The organism is Aeromonas sp. 102P (assembly GCF_051920345.1).
GTDB classification, from domain to species: domain Bacteria; phylum Pseudomonadota; class Gammaproteobacteria; order Enterobacterales; family Aeromonadaceae; genus Aeromonas; species Aeromonas veronii.
Genome location: NZ_JBQBCZ010000003.1, coordinates 66,950 through 81,118 on the forward strand (window position 1 = coordinate 66,950; position 14,169 = coordinate 81,118).

The window sequence follows — 14,169 nt, forward strand, 5'->3', positions numbered from 1 at the left end:
CAAAAAGGAGGGCCAACGTCATGTTGGCCCTCCTTTTTCGTATTGGATTCAGTTGGTTGGCGCGAAGCGGATCAGCTTTTCTTCCCCTTGCCAGTTCAGGCGCAGGGTCGCCAGTTCTGCCAGACTGAGCCGCTCGCCACTGTGCAGCAGCAGATACTCGACCCCTTCGCTGGCTTCGATAGTGCGGATCTTGTCATCCCATTGGTGATCATCGCGGCTGGTGAGGGTCACCGGCAGTTGCCAGCTGGCAGCAATTTCGAGCCAGTCGTAGAGATCGCAGCTGATGGGTTGATAATCCGGCATGATCGGCTCCAAAACAGCCAGGTTGCTGAGTCAGGCTTCCTGTACGCGGGTCGGCCAGCCCATCTTCTGCTGGCGTTCTACTTCAAAGCGCAGCTCGCTGGCGCGCAGGTAGTGTTCATCCATCCAGCCCTTGGGCAGGGTCAGGGTCAGTGACTCCTCTTCTGCCTGCAGGGTGAAGCTGGGCACTGTGCCCTGGGTGCGGCGCATGCAGAGGATCAGCGCGATGCGCAGGATACGGGCCAGCCGGATCGCCTGACGACCGGTGACTGCACCCTGTTTCTCCAGCGGTTCCAGCTTGAATTCGTCCCGCTGGTTGAACAGCAGGGCCGACAACAGCTTCTTTTGCGCGGGAGTAAAGCCCGGCATGTCGATGTTGTCGATGATGTAGGCGGCGTGTTGCGGCGCCTTCTTGTACTCGATACAGAGGCCGATCTCGTGCAGCAGGGCCGCATAACGCAAAATCGGGCGACCGTAGCGTTTTGAGAGTCGCCAGGCCGGTTGCAGCTGGTTGAACGCCTCGACGGCGGTATCGCGTACTCGTTCGGCGTGCTCTTTATCCAGCTGATAGCGGCTGATCAGGCTGTCGGCGGTACGATCCCGGGCATCACAGTCGTGATTGTTGCCCAGCAGACCGTAGATCAGTCCTTCACGCAGGGCGCCCCCCGCGAGGGTCATGCTCTCGATATCGAGGGTTTCGAAGATGGCGATCAGGATGGCGAGGCCGGAGGGGAACACGGTCAGCCGCTCGGCCGCCAGCCCTTCCAGTTGCAGCCGGTCGAGCTTGCCGCAGGCGATGGCCTGACCCATCAGCTCCTGCAGTTTCGGCAGGGTGACCCGTTCGCTCTTCCCTTGCGCCAGCATGATCTCTTGCAGCGCCTGCACCGTGCCGGAGGCGCCAACGCAGGTACGCCAGCCGAGGATGCGGTAATCTTCCGCCACCTTCTCCAGCACCGCCTTGGCGGCAGCAATCGCCTGCTCGAAACGGGCTTCAGAGAGCTCGCCATCACCAAAGTGATTGTTGAGCCAGGTGACGCAGCCCATGTGCAGGCTGTTGAGCAGTTTTGCTTCGCTATGTTCGCCGATCACCAGTTCGGTGCTGGCACCGCCGATGTCGATCACCAGCCGGTTGCCTTCCCCGGCAGAGGTCCAGGAGACCCCTTCATAGATGGTCTTGGCCTCTTCCTCGCCCGAGATGATCTCGATGCTGTGGTTGAGTACCCGTTCCGCTTCGCTGAGGAACTCATCGACGTTGGTGGCAAGCCGCAAGGTTGCGGTGCCCACCACCCGGATGTTGTCGGCCGGAATGTCCTGCAACTGTTCGGAGAAGAGACGCAAACAGTCCCAGCCCCGCTCCATGGCGGCACGGCTGAGACGAAATTCCGGATCGAGCCCGGCTGCGAGGCGAACCTTGCGCTTGACCTTGGCGACGGTGCGCAGGGCACCGGCGACCTCGCGCACCACCAGCATATGAAAGCTGTTGGAGCCGAGGTCGATGGCGGCATAGAGAGGCGAGTTGTGCAACGGGCCTGTCCTTAGCTCTTGCGCGGCGGACGACGACGGTTGTTGCTGTTGCCACCGCCCTGACGATCCCGCATGTTGCGGTTCACCGGCTGACGGTTGCGGAACACCCGTTTCGGCGGGGTCACATCATCCAGCAGCGCTTCGCGATCATATTTGCTGACCGGAATGGCGTGGTGGATGTACTCCTCGATGGCCGGCAGGTTGAAGGCATAGTCTTCACAGGCCAGGCTGATGGAGTGACCGCTCTTGCCGGCACGACCGGTACGACCGATACGGTGTACATAGTCTTCGGCGTCGTCGGGCAGGTCATAGTTGAAGACGTGGGTCACGTCAGGGATGTGCAGACCACGGGCGGCCACGTCGGTGGCGACCAGAATATCGAGCGCACCCTTGGTGAAATCCTCGAGGATCTTCATCCGCTTCTTCTGTGGCACATCACCGGTCAGCAGACCGACGCGATGGCCGTCGTTTTCCAGCCAGGCATGGACGTCTTCACAGACGTGCTTGGTGTTGGCGAAGACGATCGCTTTTTCCGGCCACTCCTCTTCCATCAGGGAGAGCAGCAGCAACATCTTGTCTTCATTGGAGGGGTAGAACAGCTCCTCCTTGATCCGCACGCCGGTCATCTGCTCCGGCTCTACCTGCACATGTTCCGGGTGGTTCATGTGTTCGTAGGCCAGCTCCTGCACACGCAGGGAGAGGGTGGCGGAGAAAAGCATGCTCAGACGCTCGGTCGCGGGCGGCATGCGGCGGAACAGGAAGCGGATGTCCTTGATGAAGCCCAGATCGAACATGCGATCCGCTTCGTCCAGTACCACGACCTGAATGTTGCTCAGATCGATCACCTTGGACTTGAAGTAGTCGATGATGCGGCCGGTGGTGCCGATCAGGATGTCGACGCCCTGCTCCAGCACGGCCAGCTGCTTGTCGTAACCTTCGCCACCGTAGGCGAGGCCGAGTTTCAGGCCGGTAGAGGCGGCGATGCTGTCGGCATCGTTATAGATCTGTACTGCCAGTTCCCGGGTGGGTGCCATGATGATGGCTCTGGGTTGATTAACCAGACGGGGCTTGGTCAGCGGGTGAGTCAGCAAATAGTTGAATGTCGCGGCCAGGAAGGCAATGGTCTTGCCGGTTCCTGTCTGGGCCTGACCGGCGAGGTCATGACCTTCTACCAGCAGTGGCAGAGACAGTGCCTGGATGGGCGTGCAATAGTGAAATCCCTTTGATTCCAGACCAGCCAGAACTTCGGGTTCGAGGCCCATTTGGGCGAATTTGTCGGTCGTTAAGTGTGTTTTGCTCATGGCGGTAGGTTATCAGGTTAGGCTTGCAATAATAAACAGGATCATTTCAAATAGGGCAACTATTGCCTTTGTTGATATGTCAATAAAGCCTTAATTACTGACTGGAGTTGGAGATGAGTGACAAGATTGTTCAGCTGAGCGATGCCAGCTTCGAGGCAGATGTAATCAAAGCCGATGGCGCCGTTCTGGTCGACTTCTGGGCCGAGTGGTGTGGTCCGTGCAAGATGATTGCCCCGATCCTGGAAGAAGTTGCCCAAGAGTACGAAGGTCGCGTGACCGTAGCCAAACTGAACATCGACCATAACTCTGATACTCCGCCCAAGTACGGCATTCGTGGTATCCCGACCCTCTTGCTGTTCAAGAATGGCGAAGTGGCAGCGACCAAGGTCGGTGCACTGTCCAAGACTCAGCTGAAAGAGTTCCTGGACGGCAACCTGTAATAATTAAAGAGGAGCGCATTGCAATAATGCGCTCCTTGTGTTTTATCACCTAGACGCTCATCCCGATTGGTGCTAGTTTATCGCTCGTTTGCTAACCTTTTTGCCTGACTCTTTGCTAACCACAGCCTGGCAATCAAATCCGATCAGCATCAATCCAGCAGACTGTCTCCTCATTTCAATCCTTGCTTACAGACTTTCACCACTATGAATCTGACTGAATTAAAGAACACTCCTGTGTCCGAGCTGGTCAAGCTTGGCGAATCCATGGGGTTGGAAAATCTGGCTCGGGCGCACAAGAAAGATATTATTTTTGCAATCCTCAAGGCGCACGCCAAGGGTGGTGAAGATATCTTTGGCGACGGTGTGCTGGAAATCCTGACCGATGGTTTCGGCTTCCTGCGCAGTGCAGACGGCTCCTATCTGGCAGGCCCTGACGATATCTACGTCTCCCCGAGCCAGATCCGCCGCTTCAACCTGCGTACCGGCGATACCATCTCCGGCAAGATCCGGCCACCGAAAGAGGGCGAACGCTACTTCGCACTGCTCAAGGTCAATGAGGTCAACTACGACCGCCCGGAAAACTCCCGCAACAAGATCCTGTTTGAAAACCTTACCCCCCTGCATGCCAACGAACGTCTGCGTATGGAACGGGGTAATGGCTCTACCGAAGATATCACCGCCCGTGTACTGGACCTGGCTTCCCCCATCGGTAAAGGCCAGCGTGGCCTGATCGTGGCGCCGCCCAAGGCCGGTAAGACCATGCTGCTGCAGAACATCGCCCAGAGCATCGCCTACAACCACCCGGACTGTGAACTGATCGTTCTGCTGATCGACGAGCGTCCGGAAGAAGTGACCGAGATGCAGCGCATGGTAAAAGGTGAAGTGATCGCTTCCACCTTTGACGAGCCTGCTTCCCGTCACGTTCAGGTTGCCGAAATGGTGATCGAGAAGGCCAAGCGCCTGGTCGAGCACAAGAAAGACGTGGTGATCCTGCTGGACTCCATCACCCGTCTTGCTCGCGCCTACAACACCGTTATCCCGTCATCCGGCAAGGTACTGACCGGTGGTGTGGACGCCAACGCCCTGCACCGTCCGAAGCGCTTCTTCGGCGCCGCGCGTAATGTTGAGGAGGGCGGCAGCCTGACCATCATCGCTACCGCGCTGATCGATACCGGTTCCAAAATGGACGAGGTTATCTACGAAGAGTTCAAGGGTACCGGCAACATGGAACTGCATCTCTCGCGCAAGATTGCCGAGAAGCGCGTCTACCCGGCTATCGACATCACCCGCTCAGGCACCCGTAAAGAAGAGCTGCTCACCTCAGGTGACGAGCTGCAGAAGATGTGGATCCTGCGCAAGATTGTCCACCCGATGGGCGAGATCGACGGTATCGAATTCCTCATCGACAAGCTGGCGATGACCAAGACCAACGACGAGTTCTTTGACGCCATGCGGCGCCAGCAGAAGTAAGTCCGGTCAGAAAATGACGAAACCGCGGCCCTGGTCGCGGTTTTTGTTTATCTGTTTTCCGGTCGCCCTAGTAGTATGAGATCCCGATGTCACATGGATGGAGACGTCATGAAGCCTGTTTTCTGGTTATTGCTGGGGTTGCTGAGTGCAATGCCAGCCTGCGCGCAAAGTGCTCCGATCGCGGTGGCAGCCGAGACGTTGCAGACTCACCAGCGCTATCTGGCGGGCCGTCTGCAGGAGGGGCAATTTGCAGCCATCGACTCTCTGCTGGCGACCCTGAGTCGCGAGCGGCGGGAGTTCCTGCTGTTGCAGCTGCTGCGGGATATTCCCGCTACCTCCCCTGCATCCCCTGCGTTGCAACAGTGGGTCGAGGCTCAGGCCGACAAGGCACCCGAGTGGCTCATGGAGCAGCAGGTCGACGGTTTTCTGGTGCAGCAACCTGTCTATGATTTTGCCGCGCAGGCCCGTCAGTTGCTGGGGGAGTGGCAGCTGCAATCACTGATGCAGCGCTATCGGCAGCAGCTTGCCCAGGGCAGCTTCCAGCTAAAGTCCATCTACTACAGCAGTAACCCCGATCTCGCCATGCAGCAGCAAGCCCTGTTGCTAGCCCTCGACACCTTGGCGCAACCGATCTGGATGCGGGAGGCGCAAGCGCTGGCCAGCCAGAATATCTATCTGCCCGACAATCACCTGTTGTTCCATCTGTTGCAGCGCACCGGCGAACCGGCGCTCTATAGCATGCTGTGGCGGCGGCCGGCAGATCAGGACGCGCTGCGCGCACTCTCCACCATTAACCGCTTTCATCACGGCAGTGCCGCAAGTGATCTGCTGATTGCCGCCAGTGGCAACGAGGGGTTGAAGGGAGCCGCCCTGCGGCAGCTGAGCGCACTCTCCCCCTTGCCGCCGCAAGCCCAGAAATACCTGCTGGCGGAACTCTCCAACCGTCAATACGGGGCGCTGGTGGCCGGTCTGTTGATGGAGGTGGACGAGCCCCAGCTGCTCTCTGCACTGGCCAGACGCCTCGGCCATCGTGACGTGCCACCCATTGCACCGAGTCTGCTACCCGATTCGGGTACACCCGATGGGCAGCCAGGGTTATAATGCGTGACCTCCTGAACCCGGTTGGGAACTTGCATGAAATACAAGGATTTGCGTGATTTCATCGCGCAGCTGGAACAAAACGGACAACTCAAGCGCATCACCCGCGAGATAGATCCCTATCTGGAGATGACCGAGATCAGCGATCGCACCCTGCGTGCGGGTGGCCCGGCTCTGCTGTTCGAAAATCCCAAAGGCTACACCATGCCGGTGCTGACCAACCTGTTCGGTACCCCTGATCGGGTTGCCATGGGCATGGGGCAGCCCGATGTGGGCGCCCTGCGTCAGGTCGGGGTCTGGCTCTCCTATCTCAAGGAGCCCGAGCCGCCCAAGGGATTCAAGGAGCTGATGGAGAAGCTGCCGATCTTCAAGCAGGTGCTCAACATGCCGACCAAGCGCCTTTCTTCCGCCCCCTGCCAGCAGGTGGTGCAGGAGGGAGATGCGGTCGATCTCGACCAGATCCCGATCCAGCACTGCTGGCCCGGCGATGTGGCGCCGCTGGTCACCTGGGGCCTCACCATCACCCGTGGCCCCTACAAGAAGCGGCAGAACCTCGGCATCTATCGCCAGCAGAAGATCGCCAAGAACAAGCTGATCATGCGCTGGCTCGATCATCGTGGCGGTGCCATCGATTTTCGCGAGTGGCAGGAGGCCCATCCCGGTGAGCGATTCCCGGTGGTGGTGGCACTCGGTGCCGATCCGGCGACCATCCTCGGCGCGGTGACGCCGGTGCCGGATACTCTCTCCGAATATGCCTTTGCCGGTCTGCTGCGCGGCAGCCGTACCGAAGTGATCAAGGCCATCAGCTGCGATTTGGAGGTGCCCGCCAGCGCCGAGATCGTGCTGGAAGGCTATCTTGAGCCGGGTGAGATGGCGCCGGAAGGCCCTTATGGCGACCACACCGGCTACTACAACGAGGTGGACGAGTTCCCGGTCTTCACCATCACCCACATCACCAAGCGGCGCGATGCCATCTATCACAGCACCTACACCGGCCGTCCGCCCGATGAACCGGCGGTGCTGGGTCTGGCGCTGAACGAGGTGTTCGTGCCGCTGCTGCAGAAGCAGTTCCCCGAGATTGTGGACTTCTATCTGCCGCCGGAGGGGTGCTCCTACCGGATGGCGGTGGTGACCATCAAGAAACGCTACCCGGGCCATGCCAAGCGGGTGATGCTGGGGGTCTGGTCCTTCCTGCGCCAGTTCATGTACACCAAGTTCGTGGTGGTGTGTGACGATGACGTCAACGCTCGCGACTGGAAGGATGTGATCTGGGCCATCACCACCCGGATGGACCCGGCACGGGACACCACCTTGATCGAGCACACCCCGATCGACTATCTGGACTTCGCCTCGCCGGTCTCCGGCCTCGGCTCCAAAATGGGGCTGGATGCCACCAACAAGTGGCCGGGCGAGACCAATCGGGAGTGGGGTCAGCCCATAGTGCAGGATGAGACAGTGAAGCAGAAGATCGATGCCATCTGGGATGAGTTGAATATCCTCGGTTGAGGCGAAAATGGCCCGTTTGCTGCAAAAATGGATGAGATCCGCAGCGATTTGGGTATCCTCGACGAATGGGGCCAGCAGTGCTGGTCATCACCTGACAGTGAAACAATGAGCGAAGCGGGTCGAGCGAACCCGCCACAAGGACAAGAATGCAACGTATCAAATGCCGCGTAGAGGAACTGCGCGAATATGTCGACACCATCTGGCATGTGGCCCTGACGCCGCAGCAAGAGGTCAGCTTCAAGCCGGGCCAGTATCTGCTGGTGGTGATGAGCGATTCGGACAAGCGTCCCTTCTCCATCGCCAACTCGCCGACCCGCCCGGGCGTGCTGGAGCTGCAAATCGGCGCCACTCCCGAGAACGCCTACGCCGGTCAGGTGCTGGCCCGCATGCGCGAGCAGGGGGAGATCGAGGTCGAATTGCCGGCTGGCAAGGCGTTCCTGCGCGATGAATCCCCCCGTCCGCTGATCCTGATGGCGGGCGGCACCGGTTTCTCTTACGCCCGCTCCATTCTGGAGTACCTGATCGACACGGGCAGCAAGCGTCCGGTGTTCTTCTACTGGGGGGTGCGTCAGGCGCACTGGCTCTATGAGCTGGAGCAGATGCAGCAGTGGGAGCGTGACTACGCGCCGCTCACCTTCATCCCGGTGGTACAGGAGCCAGAGAGTGACTGGAGTGGCCGTACCGGTCTGGTGCACAAGGCGATCATGGATGATTTCGTCAGTCTCCACGACTACGACATCTATGTCGCCGGCCGTTTCGAGATGGCGGGTGCCGCGCGGGAGGAGTTCAAGATCCTCGGCGCCGAGCCGGAGCGCATCTTTGGTGACGCCTACGAATTTATCTGACGGGATCCCCGTCTGGATGACGCAGCCCCCGGTTTTGCCGGGGGCTTTTTTTTGTGGCTGCCGCAGTACCGGATCGCCCAGAATGGTTGGATTATCGCGGCGTTATCCCATTATTTTTCAATATTTTGACTATGAATGGCTACTAATCAAACGTAGCTGATGGCATCTTTGTGAGAGATTGACAAGAGCATCCATAGAGCAAGCACAAGGAGGCGCAGTGTTGAGTGAAGAGGGCAGGGCATCTGCGGAGGATGACAGGGGAGAGACCGGCTCTGTCGAGCGGGTCGCAACACTGATCCCGTCCCCTCATGGCGGTGAAATGGCCCGTTTGCAGGCAGAGATCGCCGCTTTGCAGCATGAAAACGGCCTGTTGCAGGAGAAGCTCAATGCCGCCCTCGATGGCACCGGCATCTGTCTCTGGCAGGGCACCATTCCCACCGGCGAGCTGCGGGTATTCAACCTGCAGAACTTTCAGGCCGGTGACATGGCCCCTCATTTCGATCAGTGGAGCGCCAAGCTCCATCCCGACGATCGCGCCCATGCCATGGGCAGCTACTTTGCCCATCTTGAGGGGAAAACCCCCTTCTATGAAGCCGAATACCGCACCATCAACCCGCAAGGCGAGGTCACCTGGCTGTGGGATAGGGGACGGGTCGTCGATCGGGATGGCGATGGCAAGCCGCTGCGGATCATGGGTTCCCATATCGATATCACCCAGCGCAAAGCCTATGAACAGAGGCTGGCCGAGCGAGCCAACAGCGATGCCCTGACCGGCCTGCTCAACCGGCAGGGGTTTGGCAAGGCGTTTGCTCAGCAGCAACATGACGGAGCAGGAGCGCTGCTCTTTATCGATCTGGATGATTTCAAGGGGATCAATGACCAGCTGGGCCACGCCTGCGGCGATCTGGTGTTGCAGCAGATGGCGGACTGGCTGCGCCTTATTATGCCTGGCTCGGCGCTATGTGGCCGTTACGGCGGCGACGAGTTTGTAGTGCATCTGCACCGGGATGTGTCGAGCCATGGCCTGGCGCAACTGGCTGACGCCCTGATCAGCCGGATGCACGGCTATGTGCCCAAACCCGGTTGCCCGCAACGGGTGGGGCTGAGTATCGGCATCGCCCTGTGGGAGGAGGAGCCATTGAGCTTCCGACAGGCGCTGGAGGTGGCCGACAGGGCCATGTATGAGGCCAAGGCGCGCGGCAAGCGAGCCTGGTATCTGCTTCAGGTGTGATGTTTTTTACAGGTTCAATACAAAGCAAAAACCCCAGCCGAGCTGGGGTTTTCGTTATTCGCCTTTGGCGCCGAGCTGCTGCTCGAGCTGAGCCAGCTTGCTTTCGAGGGCGGCCAGTTTTTCACGGGTACGCAGCAGCACCTTGGTCTGCACGTCGAACTCTTCGCGGCTGACCAGATCCAGCTTGCCCAACTGGGCTTGCAGTACCTGACGCATCTTCTTCTCGGCCTCTTCACCCATGCTGCGAATGCCGGGCGGCAGGGAGTTGTGCACCTGCTTGGCGATCTCTTCCAGTTTCTTCGGGTCGATCATGATGTCCTCCTTAAGCGTTGGCGGACATTCTACCGACAATTACCTCACTTTGCCGAGATCGCGGCGGCTTTTTACCATTTGTGCTGGCAAGCAAACGCCGCCCTTCGGGGCGGCGTTCTCGTTTCTGCAACTGCTGAAAAATCAGGTCGGCTGGTGGTTGCGATCCAGCCAGCCTTGCAGCAGGCCGACCAGCAGGCCGGTCAGGTGGGCGATGTTGGCGGTGCTGGTGCCGAGCATGTCGAAGAAGCCGAGCACCATCCAGAACAGCATAAAGCCCATCAGCGCCGGCGGCAGAGTCAGGCCGCAGGCCGGTTGCAGCTTGCTGCGCAGCCAGCAGTAGCCGAGCAGGGCATAGACCACGCCGGAGAGGCCGCCAAACAGCGGGCCGCTGGCAAAGAACTCGGCGATATTGGGCAGGGCGGCGCCCACCAGCAGCAGGATCAGCAACTTGCCGCTGCCAAGGCGCTGCTCGATCTGGCCGCCGAGATACCACCACCAGAGCAAGTTGAACACCAGATGGAGCACCGAGAAGTGGATCAGGGCGGGGGTGAAATAACGCCATGCCTGCCAGTCGGTGAACTGGGCAAGCGTCGGGTGGAATGCCAGTTCATCGTAGATTGGCAGGCCGATGGCCTCGATCCCGTAGATGGCGAGACAGGCGATGATGGCCACCAGCGTCAGTGGCCCCGCCTGATGGAGGAAATCTGTGATGGGATCCGTCATCCCCTTGCTGTAGTCGATACGGGCATCGGCGCGGCCGGATTGCCAGGAGGCTTCCATATAGCGCGGGTGGGCCGGCTCGGCCAGAAAGCGCTTCACCTCCAGCTGGGCCTGCGCGAGGCGCTGCTCGTCCGCCAGCCAGATGGTGACCCCCAGCTCGGACTGGGTCAGCTCGCAGGAGATCCCCAAGGTCGCCAGATAGTCCACCAGCGCCTGCGCCATGCGGGCGTTGTCGAGCACCAGCAGCTGAATCATGCCTCGCCTGCCTCGATGGGAAACTCCCGGCGCCACGCTTCGAAACCGCCATCCAGACTGTAGACCTCGTCATAACCCTGTTGCAGCAGGTATTGGGCCGCCCCTTGACTGCTGTTGCCGTGATAGCACATCACGATGACCGGGGTATCGAAATCCACTTCGTTCATAAAGCGCACCAGGGTGCCGTTGGTGAGGTGGAAGGCGCCGACCGCGTGGGCCGCTTCAAAGGATTGCGGGTCGCGAATATCCACCAGACGGGCTTCACCCGCGCTCAGTTTCTGGTGGGCATCATGGGCACTGATATGGGCAAACTGGTCCATCGGGATGTCCTGCGAATAGGTTGATTACGGGCCAGTGTACCGCAAGCTTGGGCGCAAACTAACCCCACAAAAGATAAGGGAGCCTGCGGCTCCCTTGTCGATATGGCATGCTGGTCAGTGGGTTAACCGCCCAGATAGGCCTGCCGCACCGCCGGGTTGGCCAGCAGGGCGGCTCCTGTGTCTTGCAGCACCACGTGGCCGTTCTCCAGCACATAGCCGCGGTCGGCCAGCTTGAGCGCTTGGTTGGCGTTCTGCTCCACCAGAAAGATGGTCATCCCCTTTTGCCGCAACTGTTCGATGGTGTCGAAGATCTGCTGGATGACGATGGGGGCCAGCCCCAGCGAGGGTTCATCCAGCAGCAGCAGGCGCGGTTTGCTCATCAGGGCGCGGCCGATGGCCAGCATCTGCTGCTCGCCGCCAGACATGGTGCCCGCCCGTTGTTGCAGGCGCTCGTGCAGGCGCGGGAACAAGGTAAACACCTGATCCAGCAGGCCATGCTGCTCGGCCTTGTCGACGAAGAAGGCGCCCATCAGCAGGTTCTCCTCCACCGTCAGGCGGGCGAAGATGCGACGCCCCTCCGGCACCACGGCGATATCCTTGCGCATGATCCGGGCGGTGGTGAGGGAGCTGATCTGTTCCCCCTCAAACCAGATGGAGCCGCTGCTGGGCTTGGGTTCGCCGCAGAGGGTCATCAGCAGGGTGGTTTTGCCGGCGCCGTTGGCACCGATCAGGGTGACGATTTCCCCCTCTTTCACCTCGACGCTGACATCGTGCAGTGCCTGAATTTTGCCGTAGTGGGTCGATACGTTGCGAAGTTCTAACATCTTTTTGTCCTTACGACTCGCCCAGATAGGCCTTGATCACTGCCGGGTTGTTACGGATCTCATCCGGCTTGCCATGGGCCAGCGGGGTGCCCTGGCTGACCACGAAGATACGGTTGGAGATGCCCATCACCAGCTTCATATCGTGTTCGATCAGCAGCACCGAGACCCCGAATTCGTCCCGCAGGCTCATGATGAGCTCATCCAGCTCGTCGGTCTCCTTCGGGTTGAGGCCGGCAGCCGGTTCGTCCAGCATCAGCAGCTCGGGACGGGTCGCCATGCAGCGGGCGATCTCGAGGCGGCGCTGCTGACCGTAGGCCAGATTACCGGCGGCGCGGTTGGCGAGATCCTTGAGGCCCACTTTATCCAGCCAGAAGGCGGCCCGCTCCAGCCCCTCCTGCTCCGCCCGGCGGAAGGCCGGGGTCTTGAACAGACCGGCGATAAAGCTGGTGTTGAGGTGCTGGTGCTGGGCAACCAGCAGGTTCTCCACCGCCGTCATCTCCTTGAACAGCCGCACGTGCTGGAAGGTACGCACAATCCCCTTGCGGGCGATGAGGTGGCCGGGCAGCCCCTGGATCTCCTCACCCTTGTAGCGGATGGTGCCGCCGCTCGGGCTGTAGAAGCCGGTCAGGCAGTTGAAGATGGTGGTCTTGCCTGCGCCGTTGGGGCCGATGATGGAGATCACCTCGCCCTTGTCGATATCCAGTTTTACTCCGTTGACGGCCAGCAGGCCCCCGAAGCGCATCGACAAATCAGAGACTTCCATTAACTTCTGATGTGTACTCATTTCTTCAACTCCAGATGCGGACGGGTCATCGGTAGCAATCCTTGTGGCCGCCAGATCATCATGAACACCATCAAGAGGCCGAACATCAGCATGCGGTACTCGTTGAATTCGCGGGCCAGCTCCGGCAGCACCGTCATCACGATGGCAGCCAGCACCACCCCGATCTGGGAGCCCATGCCACCCAGCACCACAATGGCGAGCACGATGGCCGACTCGATAAAGACGAAGGATTCCGGGCTGATAAAGCCCTGCCGTGAGGCAAAAAAGCTGCCGGCAAAGCCCGCGAAGGTAGCGCCTATGGTGAAGGCGGTCAGCTTGATGATGGTGGGGTTGAGCCCCAGCGATTTGCAGGCGATCTCGTCTTCCCGCAGCGCTTCCCAGGCGCGGCCCAGTGGCATCCGCAGCAGGCGGTTGATGACGAACAGGGTCACCACCACCAACACCAGCGCCATCAGGTAGAGGAAGATCACCTTGTGGTTGGCGTTGTAGGTAATGCCGAAGAAGTTATGGAAGGTATCAAAGCCCCCATCCTTGACGGTGCGGTTGAACTCCAGCCCCCCCAGCGTCGGCTTGGGGATGCCGGAGATGCCGTTCGGGCCGCCGGTCAGGGTGGTCATGTTGTTGAGCAGGATGCGGATGATCTCGCCAAAACCCAGGGTGACGATGGCCAGATAGTCCCCCCGCAGCCGCAGCACCGGGAAACCGAGCAGGAAGCCGAAGGTAGCGGCCATCAGCCCGGCGATGGGCAGGCACTCCCAGAAGCTCAGCCCGAAGTAGGTGTTGAGCAGGGCATAGCTGTAGGCACCGACCGCGTAGAAGCCGACATAGCCGAGATCGAGCAGGCCGGCGAGGCCGACCACCACGTTCAGCCCCAGCCCCAGCATGATGTAAATCAGGGTGAGGGTGGCGAGATCGATGGCGCCGCGAGAGGCCATAAAGGGCCAGCTCACTGCGAACAGCAGCACCAGCACGGCGGTGAGGTTATAGAGCTTGGGCGCCTCTTCCGGGCTCGGCAGCACCAGCTTGGTGAAGCCGACCGAGAAGCCGCTGATGGAGGCCTGAAACAGCTTGGCAATCTGGCCGCGCAGCATCTGGAACCAGAAAACGAGGGTGGCTCCCCCCAGCAGCCAGGCCAGCGACACATCGAGGCGGCTCACTACCTGCAGGCTGGAGCCATCGGTCTCCAGCTTGAAGCCGAGCAGCCAGAAAGAGAGCACCAGCAGCACCAGGCTGGCGATA

Annotated in this window: 15 protein-coding genes; 6 read left to right on the plus strand and 9 right to left on the minus strand. The window is 60.1% G+C overall.

Annotated features, from left to right (window positions below):
* Window positions 1-48: 48 nt before the first annotated feature.
* From ACTG1K_RS22750 to rhlB, 3 genes are read right to left on the minus strand one after another with little or no spacing between them, the layout of a single operon-like run.
* Window positions 49-303 carry a Rho-binding antiterminator gene (locus ACTG1K_RS22750; protein ID WP_139444414.1) on the minus strand — a complete coding sequence of 85 codons (255 nt, stop codon included), beginning with the start codon at window positions 301-303 and terminating at the stop codon, window positions 49-51.
* Window positions 304-333: 30 nt separating this feature from the next.
* Window positions 334-1,824 (minus strand): guanosine-5'-triphosphate,3'-diphosphate diphosphatase, encoded by a 1,491-nt coding sequence (gene gppA, locus ACTG1K_RS22755; RefSeq protein WP_021229247.1) that lies wholly within the window; start codon window positions 1,822-1,824, stop codon window positions 334-336.
* An 11-nt stretch (window positions 1,825-1,835) separates the two neighbouring features.
* Entirely contained in the window at window positions 1,836-3,125 is a 1,290-nt protein-coding gene (rhlB, locus tag ACTG1K_RS22760; protein ID WP_005339414.1) for an ATP-dependent RNA helicase RhlB, read from the minus strand.
* 113 nt (window positions 3,126-3,238) lie between these two features.
* Between rhlB and trxA the strand changes: the two genes are divergently transcribed.
* The 6 genes from trxA (at window position 3,239) to ACTG1K_RS22790 (ending at window position 9,715) form a co-directional block, all read left to right on the plus strand.
* Complete coding sequence (gene trxA, locus ACTG1K_RS22765) at window positions 3,239-3,565, plus strand: thioredoxin TrxA (RefSeq protein ID WP_005339416.1); 327 nt, start codon at window positions 3,239-3,241, stop codon at window positions 3,563-3,565.
* Window positions 3,566-3,769: 204 nt separating this feature from the next.
* Window positions 3,770-5,035: a transcription termination factor Rho gene (gene rho / locus ACTG1K_RS22770; protein WP_005339417.1), complete on the plus strand. Its 1,266-nt coding sequence runs from the start codon at window positions 3,770-3,772 to the stop codon at window positions 5,033-5,035.
* 108 nt (window positions 5,036-5,143) lie between these two features.
* Window positions 5,144-6,136 (plus strand): hypothetical protein, encoded by a 993-nt coding sequence (locus ACTG1K_RS22775; protein WP_440004774.1) that lies wholly within the window; start codon window positions 5,144-5,146, stop codon window positions 6,134-6,136.
* A gap of 33 nt (window positions 6,137-6,169) precedes the next feature.
* Complete coding sequence (gene ubiD / locus ACTG1K_RS22780; RefSeq protein ID WP_440004773.1) at window positions 6,170-7,639, plus strand: 4-hydroxy-3-polyprenylbenzoate decarboxylase; 1,470 nt, start codon at window positions 6,170-6,172, stop codon at window positions 7,637-7,639.
* Between the two features lie 146 nt (window positions 7,640-7,785).
* A complete protein-coding gene (gene fre / locus ACTG1K_RS22785; protein ID WP_425857295.1) occupies window positions 7,786-8,484 on the plus strand; it encodes an NAD(P)H-flavin reductase in 699 nt (232 codons plus the stop codon).
* Window positions 8,485-8,701: 217 nt separating this feature from the next.
* A complete protein-coding gene (locus ACTG1K_RS22790; RefSeq protein WP_158114354.1) occupies window positions 8,702-9,715 on the plus strand; it encodes a GGDEF domain-containing protein in 1,014 nt (337 codons plus the stop codon).
* 54 nt (window positions 9,716-9,769) lie between these two features.
* Here ACTG1K_RS22790 and ubiK read toward each other — a convergent pair whose 3' ends face one another.
* The 6 genes from ubiK to ACTG1K_RS22820 all read right to left on the minus strand — a co-directional run bounded on the left by ubiK (window position 9,770) and on the right by ACTG1K_RS22820 (window position 14,168).
* The gene (gene ubiK / locus ACTG1K_RS22795) at window positions 9,770-10,027 is read right to left on the minus strand and encodes a ubiquinone biosynthesis accessory factor UbiK (protein WP_005339429.1); all 258 of its coding nucleotides are present in this window, start codon (window positions 10,025-10,027) and stop codon (window positions 9,770-9,772) included.
* Window positions 10,028-10,168: 141 nt separating this feature from the next.
* Window positions 10,169-11,002, minus strand: coding sequence for a rhomboid family intramembrane serine protease GlpG (gene glpG, locus ACTG1K_RS22800; RefSeq protein WP_440004772.1), 834 nt, complete (start codon window positions 11,000-11,002; stop codon window positions 10,169-10,171).
* Complete coding sequence (gene glpE / locus ACTG1K_RS22805) at window positions 10,999-11,322, minus strand: thiosulfate sulfurtransferase GlpE (RefSeq protein WP_021229253.1); 324 nt, start codon at window positions 11,320-11,322, stop codon at window positions 10,999-11,001. The genes glpG and glpE overlap by 4 nt, the downstream gene beginning before the upstream one ends.
* A gap of 122 nt (window positions 11,323-11,444) precedes the next feature.
* Window positions 11,445-12,146 (minus strand): ABC transporter ATP-binding protein, encoded by a 702-nt coding sequence (locus ACTG1K_RS22810; RefSeq protein WP_005342433.1) that lies wholly within the window; start codon window positions 12,144-12,146, stop codon window positions 11,445-11,447.
* 10 nt (window positions 12,147-12,156) lie between these two features.
* Window positions 12,157-12,930: a high-affinity branched-chain amino acid ABC transporter ATP-binding protein LivG gene (gene livG / locus ACTG1K_RS22815; RefSeq protein WP_005357323.1), complete on the minus strand. Its 774-nt coding sequence runs from the start codon at window positions 12,928-12,930 to the stop codon at window positions 12,157-12,159.
* Window positions 12,927-14,168 carry a high-affinity branched-chain amino acid ABC transporter permease LivM gene (locus ACTG1K_RS22820; protein ID WP_440006880.1) on the minus strand — a complete coding sequence of 414 codons (1,242 nt, stop codon included), beginning with the start codon at window positions 14,166-14,168 and terminating at the stop codon, window positions 12,927-12,929. Before ACTG1K_RS22820 ends, livG begins: the two co-directional genes overlap by 4 nt.
* Window position 14,169: the final 1 nt, after the last annotated feature.